This window comes from Vogesella fluminis (genome assembly GCF_014652335.1).
GTDB classification, from domain to species: Bacteria; Pseudomonadota; Gammaproteobacteria; order Burkholderiales; family Chromobacteriaceae; genus Vogesella; species Vogesella fluminis.
This window is the reverse complement of record NZ_BMYP01000001.1, coordinates 52,700-73,108: the sequence shown is the minus strand read 5'-3', so window position 1 is coordinate 73,108 and position 20,409 is coordinate 52,700. Positions and strand designations below refer to the sequence as shown.

The 20,409-nt window shown below is 64.5% G+C and carries 17 protein-coding genes and 1 pseudogene; 6 read left to right on the top strand and 12 right to left on the bottom strand.

All coding sequences use genetic code 11. The features are described 5' to 3' along the window. Positions 1 to 43: 43 nt before the first annotated feature. The 4 genes from IE083_RS00330 to IE083_RS00315 all read right to left on the bottom strand — a co-directional run bounded on the left by IE083_RS00330 (position 44) and on the right by IE083_RS00315 (position 5,529). Positions 44 to 601, bottom strand: coding sequence for a type II restriction endonuclease (locus IE083_RS00330; protein WP_444545822.1), 558 nt, complete (start codon positions 599 to 601; stop codon positions 44 to 46). 400 nt (positions 602 to 1,001) lie between these two features. Next, complete coding sequence (chrA, locus tag IE083_RS00325) at positions 1,002 to 2,207, bottom strand: chromate efflux transporter (protein WP_189351650.1); 1,206 nt, start codon at positions 2,205 to 2,207, stop codon at positions 1,002 to 1,004. 143 nt (positions 2,208 to 2,350) lie between these two features. Further along, complete coding sequence (locus tag IE083_RS00320) at positions 2,351 to 4,357, bottom strand: site-specific recombinase (protein ID WP_189351649.1); 2,007 nt, start codon at positions 4,355 to 4,357, stop codon at positions 2,351 to 2,353. Positions 4,358 to 4,611: 254 nt separating this feature from the next. Further along, positions 4,612 to 5,529, bottom strand: a complete 918-nt coding sequence (locus IE083_RS00315) for a LysR family transcriptional regulator (protein ID WP_047967555.1) — start codon at positions 5,527 to 5,529, stop codon at positions 4,612 to 4,614. A gap of 288 nt (positions 5,530 to 5,817) precedes the next feature. On the opposite strand from IE083_RS00315, the gene lysA reads away from it, so the two are divergent. Next, on the top strand, positions 5,818 to 7,056 hold the full coding sequence (gene lysA / locus IE083_RS00310) for a diaminopimelate decarboxylase (protein ID WP_189351648.1): 1,239 nt from the start codon (positions 5,818 to 5,820) through the stop codon (positions 7,054 to 7,056). Between the two features lie 68 nt (positions 7,057 to 7,124). Here lysA and IE083_RS00305 read toward each other — a convergent pair whose 3' ends face one another. After that, positions 7,125 to 7,400 carry a metal/formaldehyde-sensitive transcriptional repressor gene (locus IE083_RS00305; RefSeq protein ID WP_189351647.1) on the bottom strand — a complete coding sequence of 92 codons (276 nt, stop codon included), beginning with the start codon at positions 7,398 to 7,400 and terminating at the stop codon, positions 7,125 to 7,127. 87 nt (positions 7,401 to 7,487) lie between these two features. On the opposite strand from IE083_RS00305, the gene dmeF reads away from it, so the two are divergent. Next, positions 7,488 to 8,498 carry a CDF family Co(II)/Ni(II) efflux transporter DmeF gene (dmeF, locus tag IE083_RS00300; protein ID WP_189351646.1) on the top strand — a complete coding sequence of 337 codons (1,011 nt, stop codon included), beginning with the start codon at positions 7,488 to 7,490 and terminating at the stop codon, positions 8,496 to 8,498. Between the two features lie 79 nt (positions 8,499 to 8,577). On the opposite strand, the gene mnmH is transcribed toward dmeF, so the two are convergent. Then, positions 8,578 to 9,612, bottom strand: a complete 1,035-nt coding sequence (mnmH, locus tag IE083_RS00295; protein WP_189351645.1) for a tRNA 2-selenouridine(34) synthase MnmH — start codon at positions 9,610 to 9,612, stop codon at positions 8,578 to 8,580. Between the two features lie 19 nt (positions 9,613 to 9,631). Here mnmH and selD point away from each other — a divergent pair, with 19 nt between their 5' ends. Next, a complete protein-coding gene (gene selD / locus IE083_RS00290; RefSeq protein WP_189351644.1) occupies positions 9,632 to 10,672 on the top strand; it encodes a selenide, water dikinase SelD in 1,041 nt (346 codons plus the stop codon). Positions 10,673 to 10,777: 105 nt separating this feature from the next. Here selD and IE083_RS00285 read toward each other — a convergent pair whose 3' ends face one another. From IE083_RS00285 to IE083_RS00260, 6 genes are all read right to left on the bottom strand, one after another. Continuing rightward, on the bottom strand, positions 10,778 to 11,263 hold the full coding sequence (locus tag IE083_RS00285; protein ID WP_189351643.1) for a YajQ family cyclic di-GMP-binding protein: 486 nt from the start codon (positions 11,261 to 11,263) through the stop codon (positions 10,778 to 10,780). Between the two features lie 53 nt (positions 11,264 to 11,316). After that, the gene (locus tag IE083_RS00280; protein ID WP_189351642.1) at positions 11,317 to 11,937 is read right to left on the bottom strand and encodes a DUF1294 domain-containing protein; all 621 of its coding nucleotides are present in this window, start codon (positions 11,935 to 11,937) and stop codon (positions 11,317 to 11,319) included. Beyond that, complete coding sequence (locus IE083_RS00275) at positions 11,934 to 12,137, bottom strand: DUF2788 domain-containing protein (protein WP_189351641.1); 204 nt, start codon at positions 12,135 to 12,137, stop codon at positions 11,934 to 11,936. Before IE083_RS00275 ends, IE083_RS00280 begins: the two co-directional genes overlap by 4 nt. 105 nt (positions 12,138 to 12,242) lie before the next feature. Then, on the bottom strand, positions 12,243 to 13,463 hold the full coding sequence (locus tag IE083_RS00270) for an argininosuccinate synthase (protein WP_189351640.1): 1,221 nt from the start codon (positions 13,461 to 13,463) through the stop codon (positions 12,243 to 12,245). A 37-nt stretch (positions 13,464 to 13,500) separates the two neighbouring features. After that, a complete protein-coding gene (argF, locus tag IE083_RS00265) occupies positions 13,501 to 14,424 on the bottom strand; it encodes an ornithine carbamoyltransferase (RefSeq protein WP_189351639.1) in 924 nt (307 codons plus the stop codon). 303 nt (positions 14,425 to 14,727) lie between these two features. Next, positions 14,728 to 16,695, bottom strand: a complete 1,968-nt coding sequence (locus IE083_RS00260; protein WP_189351638.1) for an aminotransferase class I/II-fold pyridoxal phosphate-dependent enzyme — start codon at positions 16,693 to 16,695, stop codon at positions 14,728 to 14,730. 132 nt (positions 16,696 to 16,827) lie between these two features. On the opposite strand from IE083_RS00260, the gene dinG reads away from it, so the two are divergent. The 3 genes and pseudogenes from dinG to map all read left to right on the top strand — a co-directional run bounded on the left by dinG (position 16,828) and on the right by map (position 20,343). Continuing rightward, a complete protein-coding gene (dinG, locus tag IE083_RS00255) occupies positions 16,828 to 18,960 on the top strand; it encodes an ATP-dependent DNA helicase DinG (protein WP_189351637.1) in 2,133 nt (710 codons plus the stop codon). A 179-nt stretch (positions 18,961 to 19,139) separates the two neighbouring features. After that, a pseudogene (locus tag IE083_RS00250) lies at positions 19,140 to 19,427 on the top strand (DUF3579 domain-containing protein); the annotation flags it as partial. Positions 19,428 to 19,545: 118 nt separating this feature from the next. Next, complete coding sequence (map, locus tag IE083_RS00245) at positions 19,546 to 20,343, top strand: type I methionyl aminopeptidase (RefSeq protein WP_189351636.1); 798 nt, start codon at positions 19,546 to 19,548, stop codon at positions 20,341 to 20,343. Positions 20,344 to 20,409 lie beyond the last annotated feature (66 nt).

Below are 20,409 nucleotides of genomic sequence, written 5' to 3'. Positions count from 1 at the left end.
GATAATACGCCATGCCAACGGACTTGTGTGTAATCAGATGGGCTTACCCTGCTTTGACCCTTGAAATGAATTCGGAGACATTAAGTAATTTTTCTTGCTGGTTCATGGTATAGGTCGATTGCACGCTTTCCGGGACGATTAACTGAAGATCGTGCATTGCCATTTCTTCGGTCTGAGCCACGCTTATCGCAGCTTCCAAGGTAATCAAATGCTTCTTCGGTATTCTGGCTGCTTCGCTCAGAACCTGCCTCCAGCGATCCTTGCATGTTGTCTTGGCACCAAGCATCAACAACTTTTCTTGCGGAAAGTCAGGGTCGTGGTAGGCCTTGAACGATGGGAAAATGAAGTCCGGTTTGGCATTGTTTTCCGTTACATTCCCCTTGCCTCTTCCCTGCTGAAAAGAGAGTTGATGCAGCTTGAACATATGATCGAGATGCCCTTCAAAAGCATGCCCGACACGTGATTTTCTGCGGTTTTGTACGCTTAATGAGTAGCTGATGAATTCATCCACATCATCACCGTTTACACCAAAACCGTTGCGTAGCCGCTGCTGCACCAGGTGTCGCTCATACAGGCGGAAGAGTTTTTCTTCATGATCCATCCAGGCCATCAAGGCATTGTCCGGATTTGTTAATGCATCAACATCACTGGCAATCGTATTTCTGGCAAATTCCGAAAAAGCAGCAGTTGCCGGAAATTGTGTTCCGCCAAAGGTAACAAGCAGTTTCTCAAGCCACGAGTTATCGGCATTGCCACTTTTCTGCAGCTCAATACCCAGACTCTCAAGCATCAATCTTAATGGCAGCAATAAACTGCCGGCATCCAGCTTGCCCGGTTTAAANTCCAAAATCGGTGGGGCGTAGATAATACGCCATGCCAACGGACTTGTGTGTAATCAGATGGGGTTAGCGGGCAAGCGACCGGCCATGAGCGCATCATTTGCCGTCAAGAGGCAGGATGCGCCAACGGCCCGATCCGCCGAATCGGCCAGGTAGGACAGCTCACCCCGCCATGCCCAGCACCCCGCCCGCGACACCACTGCCGACCACGACCAGCCACGGCGGCAGTTTCCAGAACACCAGGCCGACCAGCGCCACAAGCGCCAAGCCGAAGTCCTGCGGTGCGTGAATCGCGCTCGTCCATACCGGCTGATAGAGGGCGGCCAGCAGCAGGCCAACCACGGCAGCATTGATGCCGGACAGCGCCGCTTGCATGCGGGTGTGGCGGCGCAGACGCCCCCAGAACGGCAAGGCTCCCACGACCAGCAGGAAGGACGGCGCAAAGATCGCCAGCAGGCAGACCAAGCCGCCGAGCCAGCCCGTGGGTGCCTGGTTCATCGATGCGCCAAGGAATGCCGCAAAGGTGAACAGCGGGCCGGGGACGGCCTGCGCGGCGCCATAGCCGGCCAGAAAGGCGTCGTTGTTGACCCAGCCGGAAGGCACCACTTCGGCTTGCAGCAGCGGCAACACCACATGTCCGCCACCGAAAACCAGCGAACCGGCCCGGTAGAAGGCATCCACCACAGCCAGCGTCTGGCTCGGGAATACCGTACTCAACAAGGGCAGGCCCGTCAGCAAGGCAAGGAACAGCGTCAGCCAGAACAGGCCAATGCGACGCCGGATGGCAATCGGCAACGGCTCATGCGCTCCCCCCGGCTGGGGCTTGAACAGCAAGAGCCCCATCACCGCGGCAATGGCGATAACGCCCACCTGCCCCCAGACGGACGGCACCAGCAGCACGAAGCAGGCCGCCGCCGCCATGAGGGTGATGCGCGGCGCATCCGGACAGAGATTGCGCGCCATTCCCCATACGGCCTGCGCGACCACCGCTACGGCCACCACCTTCAAGCCGTGCAGCACGCCAGCCGGCATCGCATCACCATAGCTGGCGATGCCCAGTGCAAACAGGATCAGGGCAAGCGCCGACGGCAGCGTGAAGCCCGCCCACGCGGCCAGGGCCCCGGCATAGCCGGATCGAGACAAGCCGAGCGCGATGCCGACCTGACTGCTGGCCGGCCCCGGCAGAAACTGGCACAGGGAGACCAGATCCGCGTAGCTGCGCTCGGTCAGCCACTGCCGCCGCATCACGAACTCATCGCGAAAGTAAGCGAGGTGGGCAAGCGGCCCGCCGAAGGAGCTCAGGCCCAGCCGGAGAAAGATCAGGAAAACAGCCCAGGGGCTGCGGTCGTTGCAGGAGGTATCGATCATGCTTGCATCTTGGTCTGTCAGTGTGACGGAGCATGATGATAGTACCTGCCATCGCCTGCTGAAAGCGGCAACAAGCCGCCGGCAGCAAAACGCCCCGCGCGGGGCGGGGCGGGGCGACAAACGCGGCATCAAGCGGCAACGGTTCAAGCCGGTGGCGCGGCCTCCTCCGGCTCCGCCGCCCGTTCCCGCGGCGGAATGAAGAACGCCTTCGGCCCGCGCAGGAAGCGCTTCAACACCGCCGGCAGCAGCGGCAAGGCGTCGCTGCCGCGCAGCTTGCGCGAGCGCAGCGCCACCCACAGCGCCAGGCTGAAGCTGACCAGCAGGTTGGTCATGCCGATCAGCGCCACCCCGGCCACCGACCACAGCACCGTCGCAAGCGGCAGCGCGTAGTCGTAGCTGACCGCGGCGTAGGACAGATAGGCCGACGAGAAGGTGATGTGGCGGATGTCCAGTGGCAGGCCAAGCAGAAAGCCGATGGTGCCGGTGACGCCAAGGAACATGCCGAAGTAGAAGTTGCCGGCCAGGCCGCCGAGGTTGTGCTCGACGTAGTGGGCAAAGCGGCGGGTGCGCGCCTCGCCCAGCAACCGGTTCAGCCACGGCACCGCGGCCAGCCGTTGCGGGATCTGGCGGTAGATCGCCTTGTTGTCGTAGTAGCCGGCGATCAGGCCGGACAGGAATAGGTAGACGCCGGCAATGGCGGCGTGGAACAGCGCCAGGCTGGACAGCGGATGCAGGTCGTGCAGCAGGTACGCCGCCTTGCCCTCGTCGATCACCGGCGTGCCGGCCAGCCACAGCCAGGCCTCGGCGATGGCCCACGCCACCGGGATCGCCAGCAGCACGTTGCCGAGAATGGCCACGAACTGGGTGCGCATCACTTTCACCACCAGCTCGGCCAGCCCCGCCATGTCGGCCTTGCCGCCGGCCTCGTGGATGGCGGCGGCGATGCGCGCCGCCGTCATCGCCGGCTGCTTGGTGGCGATGGTGAAGTGCAGCACGTGCACCAGCATGAAGCCCAGCGAGTAGTTGAGGCCAAAGGCCAGCGCCTCCCAGATCAGCGGCAGGTGCAGCGTGGCGATCAGCAGCTTGAACAGCGCCATGAAGCCGACGATGACGCCGGCGCCCATTGCCGCCTTGCCCATCGCCAGCCACTGGCTGCGGTTTTCCGCGATGTAGTGCTCGCCGTGGCGGCCGGCGTGTTCGGTGACCTGTCGCGCCAGCAGCTCGGTATTGCTGGCGAACACGTCGCGCAGGCTGTACTTGCGGTTGTCCGCGCGCACCAGCTCGGCCAGCAGGCGAAACAGCGTGGCGTCGCGCGCCGGGCTGCGTTCCGGGTCCAGCAGCGCCAGCAGCGTGCGCAGGCGCTGGATGTGCTGGCGCAGGCGGGTGACGTGGTAGCTCAGGCTTACCGACACGCCACGGTTGGCCGCCGCCTTGCGCAGGCGGGCGATCACGTCCTCGCACTGCTCCAGCAGCACCAGCATCTGGCGGTCATCCTCGTCGGGGCAGGTCTCGTCCACCATCGCCGCGCGCGCCGAGGCAACATAGCGCTGCGCCTCGGCGGACAGGTGCAGGAACGGCGACTCGAAGCGTTCGATGTCGGGATAGGTCTTCACCAGCTCCGGCTCCAGCCCGATGGCGGTGATGCGCGCAGTCAGCACCTGTACCGCTTCCAAGAGCTGCAGCCGCGTCGGGTTGGCGACCATCTGCCGCTCCTCGTCCCAGGCCAGCGCCTGCCACAGCTCCTGCCACACTTCCTGCGACAGCGCGGCCACCCAGCGGTAGTCCTCGCGCTGGCAGAAGATCACGCCGAACTGGTCGGCCAGATGACCGGGCGAGCGCGCCGGCGGCAGCAGGCGCTCGCCGATGCGACGGCGCAGCGCCTGGGAAAAGGTCTCGTTGGACAGCGTGCCGGTGTCGGTATACAGCTGCACCTGGCGGGTGGAACCGAGCAGGTCGATCAGCGCCTGGCGCAGGCCGGCGCGGTAGCTGGCGTGGCGCGCCAGCAGATAGGTCAGCGCACGCAGATTGCTGGTGGCCTGCACGAAGTCGCCGGCGTCGTCGGGGCGGACCTGCGCCACCAGCCGTGCCAGATACGGCACCGGCGGGGTATCACTTTGGCGGTTGGCCAGTTGGGAAAGTATTTGATCCATTCAGTCATCCGTTGGACAGTTTGCGTCACGTTTGACACGTTGCGATGGGAGCGTGCCGCGGCGGGCAATGGCGGCACGAACAGCAGGGTATAACAGCATCTGACCGCGCGTCGCGCCAGAAAATTCCGTCAGGATAGCGGACGGCCAGCCAACGGCACCGACCAAAATCAAGATTTTTACCTTTTAATCAATTACATAGCGTGGCGCAACATTTTTTGCAATGCAACACCAATCGCTACCCGCCTCCATCAGGCTCAAGCCAGCGCCTCAGCCAGTGCGGCGGTGGCGTGCGCCAGCTCGGCGACCACCGCGTCGGCAAAGGCGCCGGTCAGCGGCGTCGACGGGCGGAACTCCGGCAGCACCAGGCTCACGCGGAACGGCACCGACACCGCGAAGCGGCGCAGCTGCACCCCCTGCCCGGCCAGCGACAAGGCGGTCAGCGGGTTGACGATGGCCACCCCCAGCCCGGCCGCCACCATCGCGCACACCGCCACCGCGCTGTGCGTCTCCAGCAGCATCTGCCGCGCCACACCGGCATCGGCAAACACGCGGTCCAGCTGCACGCGGTAGGGGTCGTCCGGCGACAGGCTGACGAAGGCCTGGCCGGCAAAATCCTGCGGCGCCAGCACCGTGCGCGCCAGCAGCGGGTGCCCGTCCGGCAGCACGCACACCTCGTCGGCCAGCCATTGCGCCTGCAGCCGGGTGCCCGGCGGCGCGGCCTCGTGCTCGGTGAGACCCAGATCATAGCGCTGCGCCGACAGCCATTCCTCCAGCAGCGGCGACTCCTGCGGCGTGATGGCGATGCCGACGCCGTGGTGGCCGGCGGCAAAGCGGCGGCACACCGCCGGCAGCAACGCGTGGGCGAACGCCGGCAGGCACAGCAGCGACAACTGCCCGCGATCCTGGCGCCCAAGGTTGGCCGCAACGCCGGCGATGCGCTCCAGCCCGATATAGGAGCGCTGTACCTCGTCGAACAGTGCCAGCGCCGGCGCCGTCGGCTGCAGCCGGCCACGCTGGCGCTCGAACAGCGCAAAGCCCAGCAGCTGCTCCAGCCGCGCCAGCTCGCGGCTGACCGTCGGCTGCGAGGTGTACAGCAGGCTGGCGGCGCCGGTGACGCTACCGCTGGTCATCACCGCGCGGAACACTTCGATGTGACGATGGCTGATGCTCACGACGCACTCCATATCAAAAATGAATTACCAGCCAAAATATTAGCATTTTACTGAATCACCCACCAAGGGCATGATGCCGGCTACGGCGGAGCACGCCACGCGGCACAGACCGCAATCGCGCTCCCTTGCGGCCAACCCTGGCGCAAGCGCAACAGGCCGCAAAACGCCGACGAGACAGAAGGCACCCTCAGCCTGGCGGGACGCACCTGCAGTTTGCCACCGCTAGGCACCCGATACCGCCGCCCCGCACCGCACGAACCGGCTCCCAATCGCCAAGGATCAACAGAGATGCAGACCCCCGACACCGCCCGCCTCGCCGCCCTCGCCCAGCACTACGGCACCCCGCTGTGGGTGTACGACGCCGACACCATCCGCCAGCGCATCGCCGCGCTGCGCCGGTTCGACACCATCCGTTTTGCGCAGAAGGCGTGCAGCAACACCCACATCCTGCGCCTGATGCGCGAACAAGGGGTGAAGGTGGACGCGGTGTCGCGCGGCGAGATCCTGCGCGCGCTGGCCGCCGGCTATGACGCCGCCGGCGAGCCGTCCGGCATCGTGTTCACCGCCGACCTGGTCGACCGCGACACGCTGGCGACGGTGACCGAGCACGGCATCCCGGTCAACGCCGGCTCCATCGACATGCTGCACCAGCTGGGCGAGGCCTCGCCCGGCCACCGCGTGTGGCTGCGCATCAACCCCGGCTTTGGCCACGGCCACAGCAACAAGACCAATACCGGCGGCGAACACAGCAAGCACGGCATCTGGCACAGCGACCTGCCGGCGGCGCTGGACGTGATCCGCCAGCACGGCCTGCAGCTGGTCGGCCTGCACATGCACATCGGCTCCGGCGTCGACTACAGCCACCTGCAGCAGGTGTGCGGCACCATGGTCGAGCTGGTGCAACAGGTGAAGGCCCACGGCCACAACCTGCACGCCATCTCCGCCGGCGGTGGCCTGTCGATCCCCTACCGCGACGGCGACGCCAGCATCGACACCGACCATTACTTCACGCTGTGGGACCAGGCACGGCAGGACGCCGCCGCCGTGATCGGCCATCCGCTGGCGCTGGAGATCGAACCGGGCCGCTATCTGGTGGCCGAATCCGGCAACCTGCTGGCCGAGGTGCGCGCCGCCAAGGACGCCGGCAACAACCACTTCGTGCTGGTCGACGCCGGCTTCAACGAGCTGATGCGCCCGTCGATGTACGGCAGCTACCACCACATCACCGTGGTGCCGCAGGACGGCGTGCAGAAGCCGGAAAAGGACACCGTGGTCGGCGGCCCGCTGTGCGAATCCGGCGACGTGTTCACCCAGGGCGACGGCGGCGTGGTGCTGCCGCGCCGCCTGCCGGCAGCCAGCGTAGGCGACCTGCTGGTGTTCCACGACACCGGCGCCTACGGCGCGTCGATGTCCAGCAACTACAACACCCGGCCGCTGATCGCCGAGGTGCTGGTGGACGGCGAGTCCGACCGCCTGATCCGCCGCCGCCAGACGGTGGAGGAACTGCTGGCGCTGGAGCAGCTGTAAGCCCCGCACCAGACAGAAAGGTTGGCCGCATTGCCTGCGGCCAACCTTTTTTTTGCCGGCCCGGTAGCCTATTTGAGATAGGAGCGCAGGATGGCAACCAGCTGGTCAATCTCGGCATTACGGGCCTCGGTACTGATATCGGCAGCGCCGATATGTTCACGGATATGATCCTCCAGCACGCCGGCCATCAGGCCGTTGACGGCACCGCGGATGGCGGCAATTTGCTGCAGCACGGCGCTGCAATCGGCGCAGTTCTCCAGCGCCCGTTCCAGCGCCTCGGCCTGGCCCTTGATGCGGCGCACGCGGCCGAGCAGCGGCTTGTTGTTGCGGAGCAGATGGGACATGCACGATCCTTTTTGTACTGGGGGGTAGTATGTTCATGGCCGTCAATATACTATGGGGCAGTATAAATCAGCCTGCGGAATGCCAACATGCCACACTTGCCCCACCCACGCCAGCATCACCATGTTTTTGACGAAGGCAATCCGCTGGCAGAGCGCAATACCCGCTGGGCAGTATTGCTGACTGCCGGCATGATGGTCGCCGAGATCATTGGCGGCTGGTGGTTCAATTCGATGGCGCTGCTGGCAGACGGCTGGCACATGAGCTCCCATGCGCTGGCCCTGGGGTTGTCGGTACTGGCCTACGCCGCCGCACGGCGCTACGCGCATGACACACGTTTCAGCTTCGGCACCTGGAAAATCGAAATCCTCGGCGGCTTCAGCAGCGCCCTGCTGCTGCTGGCGGTGGCGGCGCTGATGTTGTTCCAGTCGCTGGAACGCCTGCTGTCGCCACTGCCCATCCACTATGACCAGGCCATCGCAATCGCCCTTCTCGGCCTGCTGGTCAACCTGCTGTGTGCATGGCTGCTGAACGACAGTCATCATCATGGCGCGGCGCATCACCATGGCCATCACCACCACGATCACAGCCACCGCCACGGTCATGATCATGATCACGCAATACATGCCGATCTCAACTTGCGCTCAGCCTATTTGCACGTACTGGCCGATGCCGCCACTTCGGTACTGGCCATCATCGCACTGTTTGCCGGCAAGCTGTGGGGGGCGGCATGGCTGGACCCGCTAATGGGTGTGGCTGGCGCAGTACTGGTGGCGATATGGGCCAAGGGGCTGCTGCAACAAACCGGGCGCATCCTGCTGGATGCGGAAATGGATACACCACTGGCGGCACGGGTGCGTGCGCTGCTCGAAGCAGGGCCGTGGCCGCTCAGCATCACGGACCTGCATTTGTGGCAGGTGGGCAAGGGCCGCTACGCCTGCATCGTGGCACTGGATTGCGAGGGCAAGGCAACGGCCGATGATTTTCGCCGTCTGCTGACCGGCTGCCCGCAACTGGCACATGTCACGGTAGAGGTCAATCCGCCGCAGCGTCACAGCCGCTTCCGGCGCGTGGCCGCGACTGCCCGGTCGCTGCGCTAGGCGCGGACGGGATGGCTGGTGCTCGGACCAGCCAGGGTTGGCCGCAAGGCATGGTGCCATGCGGCCAACCTTTTCGACCTCAGCCGGCCAGCTGGCTTGCCACCTGCTGCAGCGTGGCGTCGTCCAGTGCCGGCACCGCCAGCGGCTGCACCGCCTGCGTGTAGTGCTTGCCCTGCGAGCGCAGGTACAGCGGGTCGTAGTGACTGGTCAGCAGCTCGCCGACCAGGGTGTCGAAATCGCCGCCGCGCGCCATCGCCGCCCACGCGTCCAGCTGTGCCTTGCCGTGCACATTGCGCAGGAAGCCGAGCTGGGTCACCAGCCGCTCCGGCTCGCGCAGGTAAAAATCGTAGTCGCGCTTGAGGAAACCCACCCGCGCCGCCAGCGGCACCTCCAGCTGCAGGCACTCGCTGTCGTGCATGCGGCTGTACAGCGCGTCCGGCAGCGACACGAAGCCGATCTTCTTGCTTTCCGCCTCCACGAACACCGGCCGCGTCGGGTCGAAAGCCTGCAGCGCGCTATCGAGCAGACTGTCGAAGCGCTTTTGCGACGGCTGCGCCACGTCCGGCAGCCGCCCCAGCACCGAGCCGCGGTGGGCGGCGAGGCCTTCCAGATCCAGCACCTGCGCGCCCTGTGCCGCCAGCGCCGCCAGCAGCCGGCTCTTGCCGCTGCCGGTGGGGCCGCTGATCACGCGGAAGCGGAACTGCTGCGGCAGGGTGGCGAGGTCTTCCAGCACCCGGTGGCGATAGGCCTTGTAGCCGCCTTGCAGCTGGTGCGCCGCCCAGCCGATCTGCGCCAGGATGATCGCCATCGAGCCGGAGCGCTGCCCGCCGCGCCAGCAGTACACCAGCGGGCGCCACGACTTGGGGTGGCGCGCGAACTGTTCGTCGAGGTGGCGCGCGATATTGCGCGCGGCGATGGCGGCGCCGACCTTGCGCGCCTCGAACGGCGACACCTGCTTGTACAGGGTGCCGACGCGCACGCGCTCCTCGTCGCTCATCACCGGGCAGTTGATGGCGCCGGGGATGTGGTCTTCGGCAAATTCCGCCGGGGTGCGCACGTCGATGATCTCGTCAAATTGGTGGCGCTGTGCTACGGTCGCGAGCTTGAAAAACATAGATAGGAAGGCGTGGGCCATGACAGGAATCAGATTGACGCAATTGTCGCACGGTGGCGGATGTGGCTGCAAAATTGCACCGTCGGTATTGCAGGCGATCCTGGCAGGCAACCGCGACAAGCTGCCGTACCCGGACCTGCTGGTCGGCGCCGAAACCAGCGACGACGCGGCGGTGTACCGCCTCAACGACAGCCAGGCGCTGGTGGCGACCACCGACTTCTTCCTGCCGATTGTCGATGACGCGCGCGACTTCGGCCGCATCGCCGCCACCAACGCCATCTCCGACATCTACGCGATGGGCGCCACGCCGATCATGGCGCTGGCCATCGTCGGCATGCCGGTGAACACGCTGCCGGTGGAAACCATCCGCGACATCCTGCAGGGCGGCGAATCGGTGTGCCGCGAGGCGGGCATCCCGATCGCCGGCGGCCACTCCATCGACGCGCCGGAGCCGATCTACGGCCTGGTGGTGATGGGGCTGATGCATCCCGAGCAAATCAAGCGCAATTGCGATGCAAAAGACGGCGACGTGCTGATCCTCGGCAAGGGGCTGGGCGTCGGCATCCTGGCGCAGGCGATGAAGAAGGGCGAGCTGGACGACGCCGGCTATCAGGCGCTGATCGCCTCCACCACGCAGCTGAACAAGGTCGGCAGCCAGCTGGCAGCGATGGACCAGGTGCACGCGCTGACCGACGTCACCGGCTTCGGCCTGCTCGGCCACCTGCTGGAAATCTGCCGCGGCTCGCAACTGGCGGCGCATCTGGACATGGCGAAGGTGCCGGTGATCCGCGAGGCGCAGGCGTGGGCGGAGAAGGGCTACGGCCCCGGCGCCATCGAGCGCAACCTGGCCAGCTTCGGCGAGGACGTGCACACCGCCGACAGCGTGGCCGACTGGCAGCTGCGGGTGCTGGCCGATGCGCAGACCAGCGGCGGCCTGCTGGTGGCGGTGGCGCCGGAGGCGGCCGACAGCGTGCTGGCGCAGTTCCACGCCGCCGGCTTCGGCTACGCCAGCATCATCGGCAACCTGCAGCAGGGCGAGGCGAAGATCCACGTGCGCTGAGCCATTGCCATACGACAAGAAGGCTGCCCGTACCGGACAGCCTTCTTCAATGAGAACCTGCTCACGACCTGAGCGACGTGAACACGCTCTGGCGACGGGTAATGATCAATCGCGGAAATTATTGAACTGCAACGGAAAATCGGTAATTTCCTTGCGCAGCAGCGCCATCACCGCCTGCAGGTCGTCGCGCTTGGCACCGCTCACGCGCACGGCCTCACCCTGAATGCTGGCCTGCACCTTGAGCTTGGCGTCCTTGATCAGCTTGACGATCTTCTTTGCCAGCTCGGTCTCGATGCCTTCCTTGACGGTGACGGTCTGAGTGGCCTTGTTGCCGCCGACCTGCTTCACGTCGCCGTACTCCAGGCAACGCACGTCAATGCCACGCTTGGCCAGCTTGCCCAGCAGGATGTCCATGATCTGCTGGATCTGGAATTCGGCGTCACCGTGCAGGGTAATCACTTTTTCCTTCAGCTCCAGGCTGGCGCTGGTGCCCTTGAAATCGTAGCGGGTCGCCACTTCCTTGCTGGTCTGGTCGACCGCGTTGCGAACTTCAACGGTATCCACTTCGGAAACGGTATCAAATGACGGCATCACATCTTCCTTATCAAAATTGCCGCATATTCTAGCGCCGCGCCCGGCAATTGTCAGCGCAGCAACGCCAGCAGCCGCTCGCCCTGGTACAGGCCGCAGCCCAGCAGCGCACCATTGCCCAGCACCGTCGCCCAGAACCAGCGGCGAAAGGCCGGCTTGGTCGACTTGTGGCGGAACCAGTATTGCGCCAGCATCGCGCCCGGCCAGCCGCCCAGCAGCGCCAGCCAGTGCAGCGTGCGCTCCTGCGTGCGCCAGCGATTGCGCAGTGCCGCCGCCTTGTCGCGGTGGTAGACCAGCACCGTCAGCACGCTGATCACCGCGTACAGCATCAGCACGTCGCGCGGCAGCAGGCCGCGCACGTACAGCGCACACAGCACGATCACGAACAGCACCGCCAGCCACGGCCGCGGCGTGTTGTCCGGCAGCGCCCGCGCCGTCACCGCTTGCTGTGGCACCCCGGCGAACGCGGCCCAGCTGGCGCGTGGCTTGCCCTTGTCGTCCCGCGCGCGCAAGAAATACACCGCGTCGCCCACCGCCGGCCGGCGCGGCGTGGCAGCAAAGGCACTGACGTGCACAAACAGCGCCGCACCCTGCTCCGGCTGGATGAAGCCGAAACCGCGCTCGTCCTGCCAGCGGCTGATGACGCCCTTTTCCTGTCGCGCGCCGCCGCTCATTTCATCACCAGGAATTCAACCAGGATGTTCTTGAACACGAAGCCCATCACGCCGAAGCCCAGCACCACGAACAGCGCGATCATGCCGGTCTTGCCGGCGCCGGATTTCTTGCCCAGATCCCAGATGATGAAGCCCATGAAAATGATCAGCCCGCTGAGCAGGATGCCCATCGACCAGTTGGTGAATTCTTCCTCGCTCATGCTGCCCCCTGCATACGGATCGGTAAGGTTGGCCGCAGATTATAAAAGCGGCAATAAAAAACCGCACCCCAGGAGGTGCGGTCTGACAAGCTGGATCAGTCCGGCTTACTTGTTCAGGCGGCCGGCGATGCGCATGCGCAGCGCGTTCAGCTTGATGAAGCCGCCGGCGTCGGCCTGGTTGTAGGCGCCGCCGTCGTCGTCGAAGGTCGCGATGTTCATGTCAAACAGTGAGTCGGTCTTCGAGTCGCGGCTGACCACGATCACGTTGCCCTTGTACAGCTTCAGGCGCACCCAGCCGTTGACGCTCTGCTGGGTGTAGTCGATCAGGGTCTGCAGCGCCTTGCGCTCCGGCGCCCACCAGTAGCCGTTGTAGATCATGCTGGCGTAGCGCGGCATCAGGTCGTCCTTCAGGTGCGCCACTTCACGGTCCAGGGTGATGGACTCGATGGCGCGGTGCGCCTTCAGGATGATGGTGCCGCCCGGGGTTTCGTAGCAGCCGCGCGACTTCATGCCCACGTAGCGGTTTTCCACCAGATCAAGACGGCCGATGCCGTGCTTGCCGCCCAGCTCGTTCAGCTTGGCCAGCACTTCGTGGGCCTTCAGGCGCACGCCGTTCAGCGCCACGATGTCGCCCTTCTCGAATTCCACATCCAGATATTCCGGCGCATCCGGTGCCGCTTCCGGCGACACGCTCCAGCGCCACATGGCTTCCTCGGCCTCGGCGGACGGGTTCTCCAGGTGGCGGCCTTCGAAGGAGATGTGCAGCAGGTTGGCGTCCATCGAGTACGGCGCGCCGCCGCCCTTGTGCTTGGCTTCTACCGGGATGCCGTTCTTCTCGGCGTAGGCCAGCAGTTTTTCGCGGGACAGCAGGTCCCACTCGCGCCACGGCGCGATCACTTTCACGTCCGGCTTCAGGCCGTAGTAGCCCAGCTCGAAACGCACTTGGTCGTTACCCTTGCCGGTCGCGCCGTGCGATACCGCGTCGGCGCCGGTCAGGTTGGCGATCTCGATCTGGCGCTTGGCGATCAGCGGACGGGCGATGGAGGTACCCAGCAGGTACTCGCCTTCATACACGGTGTTGGCACGGAACATCGGGAACACGAAGTCGCGCACGAATTCTTCGCGCAGGTCGTCGATAAAGATGTTTTCCGGCTTGATGCCGAACTGCAGCGCCTTCTGGCGTGCCGGTTCCAGTTCTTCGCCCTGGCCCAGGTCGGCGGTAAAGGTCACCACTTCGCACTGGTAGGTGTCTTGCAGCCACTTCAGGATCACCGAAGTATCGAGGCCGCCGGAATAGGCAAGTACGACTTTATTGATATCAGACATCGTTTTCTCTTTCAGATACGCTTGGGTTGCCGCCGGATCAGTCGTCAATACGACCCAGCATCAAGTATTCAATCAGGGCTTTTTGTGCGTGCATGCGGTTTTCTGCCTCGTCCCATACTACGCTTTGCGGGCCGTCAATGACAGCGGCAGCCACCTCTTCGCCGCGGTGTGCCGGCAGGCAGTGCATGAACAGCGCGTCAGGGTTGGCCGCAGCCATCAGCTCGCTGGTGACCATGAAACCGTCGAAGGCCTGGCGGCGCGCCTCGGCCTCGCCCTCGTAACCCATGCTGGTGAACACGTCGGTGGTCACCAGGTCGGCGCCGCGCGCGGCGGTCATCGGGTCGTTCGATGCGGCGAAGCAGTCCGCGCCGTAGTCCTGGCCGTCCAGCACCGTCAGCTCGTAACCGACCGGGGTCGCGATCTGCAACTTGAAGCCCAGCAGCTTGGCCGCCTGCAGCCAGGTGCGGCTCATATTGTTGCCATCGCCGATCCAGGCCACGGTTTTGCCGCGGATGTCACCACGGTGTTCAATATAGGTCAGGATATCGGCCAGAATCTGGCACGGATGGTATTCGTTGGTCAGGCCGTTGATCACCGGCACGCGCGAGTTGGCGGCCAGCGTCTCCACCATGTTCTGCTCGAAGGTGCGGATCATGATGATGTCGCTCATACGCGACAGCACGCGCGCGGTGTCTTCCACCGGCTCGCCGCGACCGATCTGCGAGCTCTTGCCGTCCAGGAACATGGCGTGGCCGCCCAGCTGCGACATGCCGGCCTCGAACGACACGCGGGTGCGCGTGGAATTCTTCTCGAAAATCATGGTCATGACCTTGCCCGGCAGCGGACGGTACAGCTCGCCAGAGACATGTCGTCGCTTCAGAACCTGCGCTCGGTGGAAGATGTGCTGGCACTCTTCGGCTGTCAGGTCGCTGAATTGTAAAAAATGTCTGGTTTTGGTCATGTTGAATTCCGGAAAAAATGAATGCCACGGCAGCGTGAAAACGTGGCGTTTTCATGCGCAGTGGCACATTACTACACGCAAACTGGCGTTGCCTGGCTCGGATTGTCGCAATATCTGCCCATGTCTATTTCATGTTTTACAGAATTGCGACATGGTTATATGTATCCGAAATCCAATCTGGTGACAAGCCTGTGTGGCATTTGCGCGCCAGCGCCCGCACGCAATTTTTCAAAAAAACCGATATGAATCAGCCGGCTAGGAAATTTCCGGTGTTTAGCATAATCAACAGCAGCGCGCTGGCGCTCATTCCCGCGCCGCCGCACTGGTCTGCCCCGGCAACGCCGCCAGTTCCACCAGTGTCAGCACCCGTACCCGGTACTCGCCGCCCTCCTCGTCCAGACCGTGCATTTCGATGTGCTTCTGCGTTTTCAGCAACCGCGCCAGGTAGGCGATGATGCCGTCGTCGATCACCTGACCCGGCACCAGCACCGGGATGCCCGGCGGGTAGGGCACGATCTGGTCGCAACAGACACGGCCGCTCAGTTGCGGATTGGCGCGCCCCTCGTCGTCGAACAGCGGCAGGCGCTCGCCCGTCTCGTAGAAGGCATCGCGCGGCAGGCAGGCCAAGCGGGTGAAGCCGGGGATTTCCGGCATCCGCCCCAGTCGCCGTGGCGGGCGCTGCTCCTTGGCCAGCCGCAGCAGCGCATCGAACAGCCGCGACACCTTGCTGCGCGTGGTGCCCACCGTCAGCAACAGGGTGATGGTATTGAAGGTGGACTTCTCGAACTGGATATTGAAGCGCTCGAACAGCGCGCGCTGCAACTCGTCGGCACTGTAGCCGGCTTGCGAGATGTCCAGCGTCAGCTTGGTCGGATCGAGGCGGACGCCGTCGTCGCGCACGCTGTCCGGCAGCAGGTCGTCCAGCTCCAGCACGCGGAAGGCGCCGGTGGCGTTGATCTTCTGCCGCAATTCCTGCGCCAGCTTCAGCGCGCGGTCGAGCAGGCGGAAGCCCTCGGTCACCGCCTGCTTGCGCGCCACGTCGAGGCTGGCGATCAGGTTGTACTGCGGGCTGGTGGAGGCGTGCATGTTGAAGTTTTCGCGGAACAGGTGCTCGTCGAAAGCCGGATCGTTGACGTGGATCATGCTCGCCTGCGAGAACGCCGACAGCACCTTGTGCGTGCTTTGCGTGACATAGTCGGCGCCGGATTCCAGCGCCGTTGGCCGCAGCGCGTGGTGGAAGCGGGCGTGGCCGTACCAGGCCTCGTCGACCACCACCTTGATGCCGGCGGCGTGGGCGGCGGCGATGATCGGCGGCAGATCGTAGCGCAGGCCGTCGTAGGTGCAGGAGGTCAGGATCAGCGCCCGCGCATCAGGGTTGGCCGCAATGGCGTCGAAGATCACCTGCTTGGGCACCGGCCCGAAGATGCCGTAGTGGCGGTTGACCGAGGAATCGAGATACACCGGCAGCGCGCCGGACAGGATCACGCCGTGGTGCACCGATTTGTGACAGTTGCGGTCCAGCAGCAGCTTGTCGCCCGGCGCCAGCAGCGTCTGGAAGATCACCTTGTTGGAGGTGGAGGTGCCGTTGGTGGCGAAATAGGTCTTGCGCGCGCCGAACGCCTTTGCGGCCAACGTTTGCGCGTCGGCGATCACCCCGGTCGGGTGCAGCAGCGAGTCCAGCATCGGCACCGACACCGACAGGTCGGCGCGCAGCATTTCCTCACCGACGAAATCGTAGAAATCGCCCACCCACGGGCTGTTCTTGAACGAGTCGCCGCCGGAGTGGCCGGGGGTGTGCCACGAGTCCTTGGCCATGCTGACGTACAGCTTGAGGCGGTCGTAGAACGGCGTCGCCGATTTCTCCGCCAGCTCGGCGGCGAGGATGCGGAACCAGCCGTGAAAATCCTGCTCGTCGCGATAGAAATAGCCGTCCACCGCGTGGCTGGCCAGCGTCTCCATCAGCACCTTCTCGTCGTCGTCCTGCAGCAGGATGTACAGCGACAACTCCGGCCGCAGCGCGGAGATCTGGTTGGCCAGCTCCACCGCAGGCTGCGTCAGCCCCTGCTCCTTCATGCCCTTGTCCAGCAGCACGAACTGCAGCTCGCCGTCGTGCGCCACCTGTGCCAGCGCGTCGCGGCTGCAGGCGACGCTGGCAAAGCACAGCCCCAGCGGATTGTGCAGCTTCGCGGCGGCCGCGTTCAGCCCCGCCAGCACGCTGGCCTGCCAGCGTGCGTCGTTGCTGACGATCAAGACCCGGCTTACTGGTGTCATGGTTTCCTCCTGCGGCGCCAGCCGTGCTCCCAGTCTAGCCGCCCCGATGACAGACTGCTAAACGGCGTTGCGGGGTCGCCCGGCCGGCGACGCGGCAAAGCAGGCGGGCGGCCAATCCGCTACAATGCGCGGATGCTGACTGACGCCGAAAAAGATTCCCTGCGCGAGTACTATCGCGCCATTGCCGACAACCTGCCGGGCTTCCGCCCCCGTGCCGCCCAGCGCCAGATGCTGGCCACCGTCGCCAACGCCTTCGGCAACACCCTGAGCAAGGCCGAAGACAGCGACGACGCACCGGAACGCAACGGCGAGAGCATCGCCGTGATCGAAGGTCCGACCGGCGTCGGCAAGAGCCTGGCCTACCTGCTGGCCGGCGGCGTGATGGCCAAGTCGCGCGGCAAGAAGCTGGTGGTCACCAGCGCCACCATCGCACTGCAGGAACAGCTGGTCAACCGCGACCTGCCGTTCACCATCGAGAAAAGCGGCCTGCCGGCCACCTTCGCACTGGCCAAGGGCCGCGGCCGCTACCTGTGCCCGTACCGCCTGTACCAGCTCACCGCCGACACCGCTCAGGGCGAGCTGATCGCGCAGGACCCGGCGCTGGCACTGTGGGAGCGCAAGCCGGAACAGGGCGAGATCGAGGCGCTGCGCCAGCTGGCCGACGCCTTCTACTACCGCAAGTGGAACGGCGACCGCGACAGCTGGCCGGAGATGATCAACGACGAGTTGTGGCGCCGCGTCACCAACGACCGCCACGGCTGCCTGAAAGCCGGCTGCCCCAACCGTCCGGAGTGCCCGTTCTACCTGGCGCGCGAAACGCTGGAAACCGTCGACATCGTGGTCGCCAACCACGACCTGATGCTGGCCGACGTGGCGATGGGCGGCGGCGTGATCCTGCCGGCACCTGAAAACAGCTTCTACTGCATCGACGAAGCGCACCACCTGGCCAAGAAGGCGGTCAACCAGTTCGCCGCCGAGCACAGCCTGGCGCAGGCGATGGCATGGCTGGACAAGGTCACGCCGCTGGCCACCCGCGTCGAAAGCCTGATCGACAAGCCGGAGCTGGCCAGCAACGCCTGCGAGGCGGCGGCGGCCTGCATGGAGAGTCTCACCGAGTGGCTGTGGCTGCTGCAGACCGAGTCGTCGCTGGAAGCCAGCAGCGACAATCTGGAGCCGTCGTGGCTGATCGAGGACGGCGTGCTGCCGGAGTCGATGAAGATCCCTGCGGCCAACATGGCGCTGTCGGCGCGCATGCTCTACAAGAACCTGACCGGCATGAGCGACGGCCTCGGCCAGTTGCGCAAGGACAAGCAGCAGGAGACGCTGCTGATCGACAAGACCAGCTCCGACGTCGGCTTCATGGTCGGCAAGTGTGAACAGCTGATGGCGCTGTGGGACCTGTTCGAGAAGGAACCGGAAGAAAACGCGCCGCCGATCGCCAAGTGGGTGACCCGCCGCGCCGACGGCAAGGGCGACTACCTGTTCTCCGCCTCGCCGGTGAGCGCCGCCGGCAGCCTCGCCGCCACGCTGTGGCGCCGTGCCGCCGGCGCGGTGCTGACCTCGGCCACGCTGCGCTCGCTGGGCACTTTCGACCTGCTGCTGTCGCAAACCGGCCTCAAGTGGCTGGAGCAGGTGCAGACCGTGGCGCTGGATTCGCCGTTCAACTTCAGCGAACAGGGCGAGCTGTACGTGCCGCCGCTGCTCAGCACCCCGAAAGACCCGGCCGGCCACACCCGCGAAATCATCGACTGGCTGCCCAAGCTGGTCGACCTCAACGAGGCGGTCGGCACGCTGGTGCTATTCACCTCGCGCAAGCAGATGCAGGAAGTGGCGGAAGGGCTTGCGGCCAACCTGCGCGAACGGGTGCAGATGCAGGGCGAGCTGCCCAAGGCGGTGCTGCTGCAGAATCACCGCGACGCGCTGCAGGCCGGCCGCGCCAGCGTGCTGTTCGGGCTGGACTCGTTCTCCGAGGGGCTGGACCTGCCGGGCGAAGCCTGCGTGCACGTGATCATCGCCAAGCTGCCGTTCGCGATGCCGGATGATCCGGTCGGCCGCACCCTGTCGCGCTGGATCGAGAAACGCGGCGGCAACCCGTTTGTGGAGCTGACGGTGCCGGAGGCGTCGATCAAGCTGATCCAGGCCGTCGGCCGCCTGATCCGTACCGAGCAGGACTATGGCCGCATCACCATTCTTGACACCCGCATCGTGCGCCAGAACTATGGCAAACGCCTGCTGGCCGCCCTGCCACCATTCCGCCGGATTTGATATTGGGGAAAGCCGCCATCCTGCTGCCGCCTTGCAGGATGATGCCCACCCGGTTTTGCGGTAGAATAGCGGGTAAACCCGAACCGTGACTGACAGCGCAGAACAGTTTGCTCTGCCAAAACAACAATTCAGCACAGGGCAAGAGACCACACCCACTCAAGAACGCGCCCGGTTAAGCCATGATCTGTAATCCATACGAAATCGTTATCCAAGGCCTGACATCCGAAGGCCGCACCTTCCGCCCCAGCGACTGGGCCGAACGCCTCGCCGGCATCCTCTCGTCGTTTGGCGACGACCAGAAGCTGGCCTATCACCAGTTTGTACGCCCGATGATGCTGGACAATGTCCGCTGCGTCGCGGTAGACAAGAAGCTGGAAAAAAACCAGCCGCAGGTGTTCCGCTTCCTGATGGATTTTGCCAAGGACAACGATCTGCGCATCGTGGACTGCCGTACCCTGATCGACGAAATCTACCCGAACCAGTTCCTGGCCTGACATGCTGGCCGCACGCAGGCAGACGGCGCGGGTCGTCCGCTAACGTGATATTTGTTATCATTGCAGCTTGAACCCATCAAGCGATGAACGCATGTCCACACTGATCAAAAGCCAGCACGATATCGAAAAAATGCGCGTCGCCGGACGGCTCGCCGCGGAAGTACTCGACTACATCACGCCCTTCGTCAAGCCCGGCGTCACCACCAACGAACTGAACCAGCTCTGCCACGACTACATGGTCAATGTGCAGGACACCGTTCCGGCGCCGCTGAATTACGCACCGGATGGTGGTATTCCGTATCCGAAATCGATCTGCACCTCGATCAACCACGTGATCTGCCACGGCATTCCCGACGACAAACCGCTGAAAAGCGGCGACATCCTCAACATGGACATCACCGTGATCAAGGATGGCTACCACGGCGACAGCAGCCGCATGTACTACGTCGGCCAGGTCAGCGACTTTGCGCGCCGCCTGTGCAAGGTTACCTACGAGTGCATGTGGAAGGGCATCGAGAAGGTGAAACCGGGCGCGCACCTGGGCGATATCGGCAACGCCATCCAGCGCCACGCCGAAGGCGCCGGCTACAGCGTGGTGCAGGAATTCTGCGGCCACGGCATCGGCACCAAGTTCCACGAAGAGCCACAAGTGCTGCACTACGGCCAGCCGGGCACCGGCATGGAACTGAAAGCCGGCATGATCTTCACCATCGAGCCGATGATCAACCAGGGCAAGCGCCACCTGCGCCTGCTGGCCGATGGCTGGACTGTGGTCACAAAGGACCGCAGCCTGTCGGCGCAGTGGGAACACACCGTGCTGGTTACCGAAACCGGCTACGAAATCATGACCACTTCCGACGGCACCCCGCCAAAACCGGTGTGGAAATAAGCAGCACCAGCAAGGCCGGACCGGATGCCCGGCCTTTTGCGCAAACCTCTCTTCTCATCATTCTGC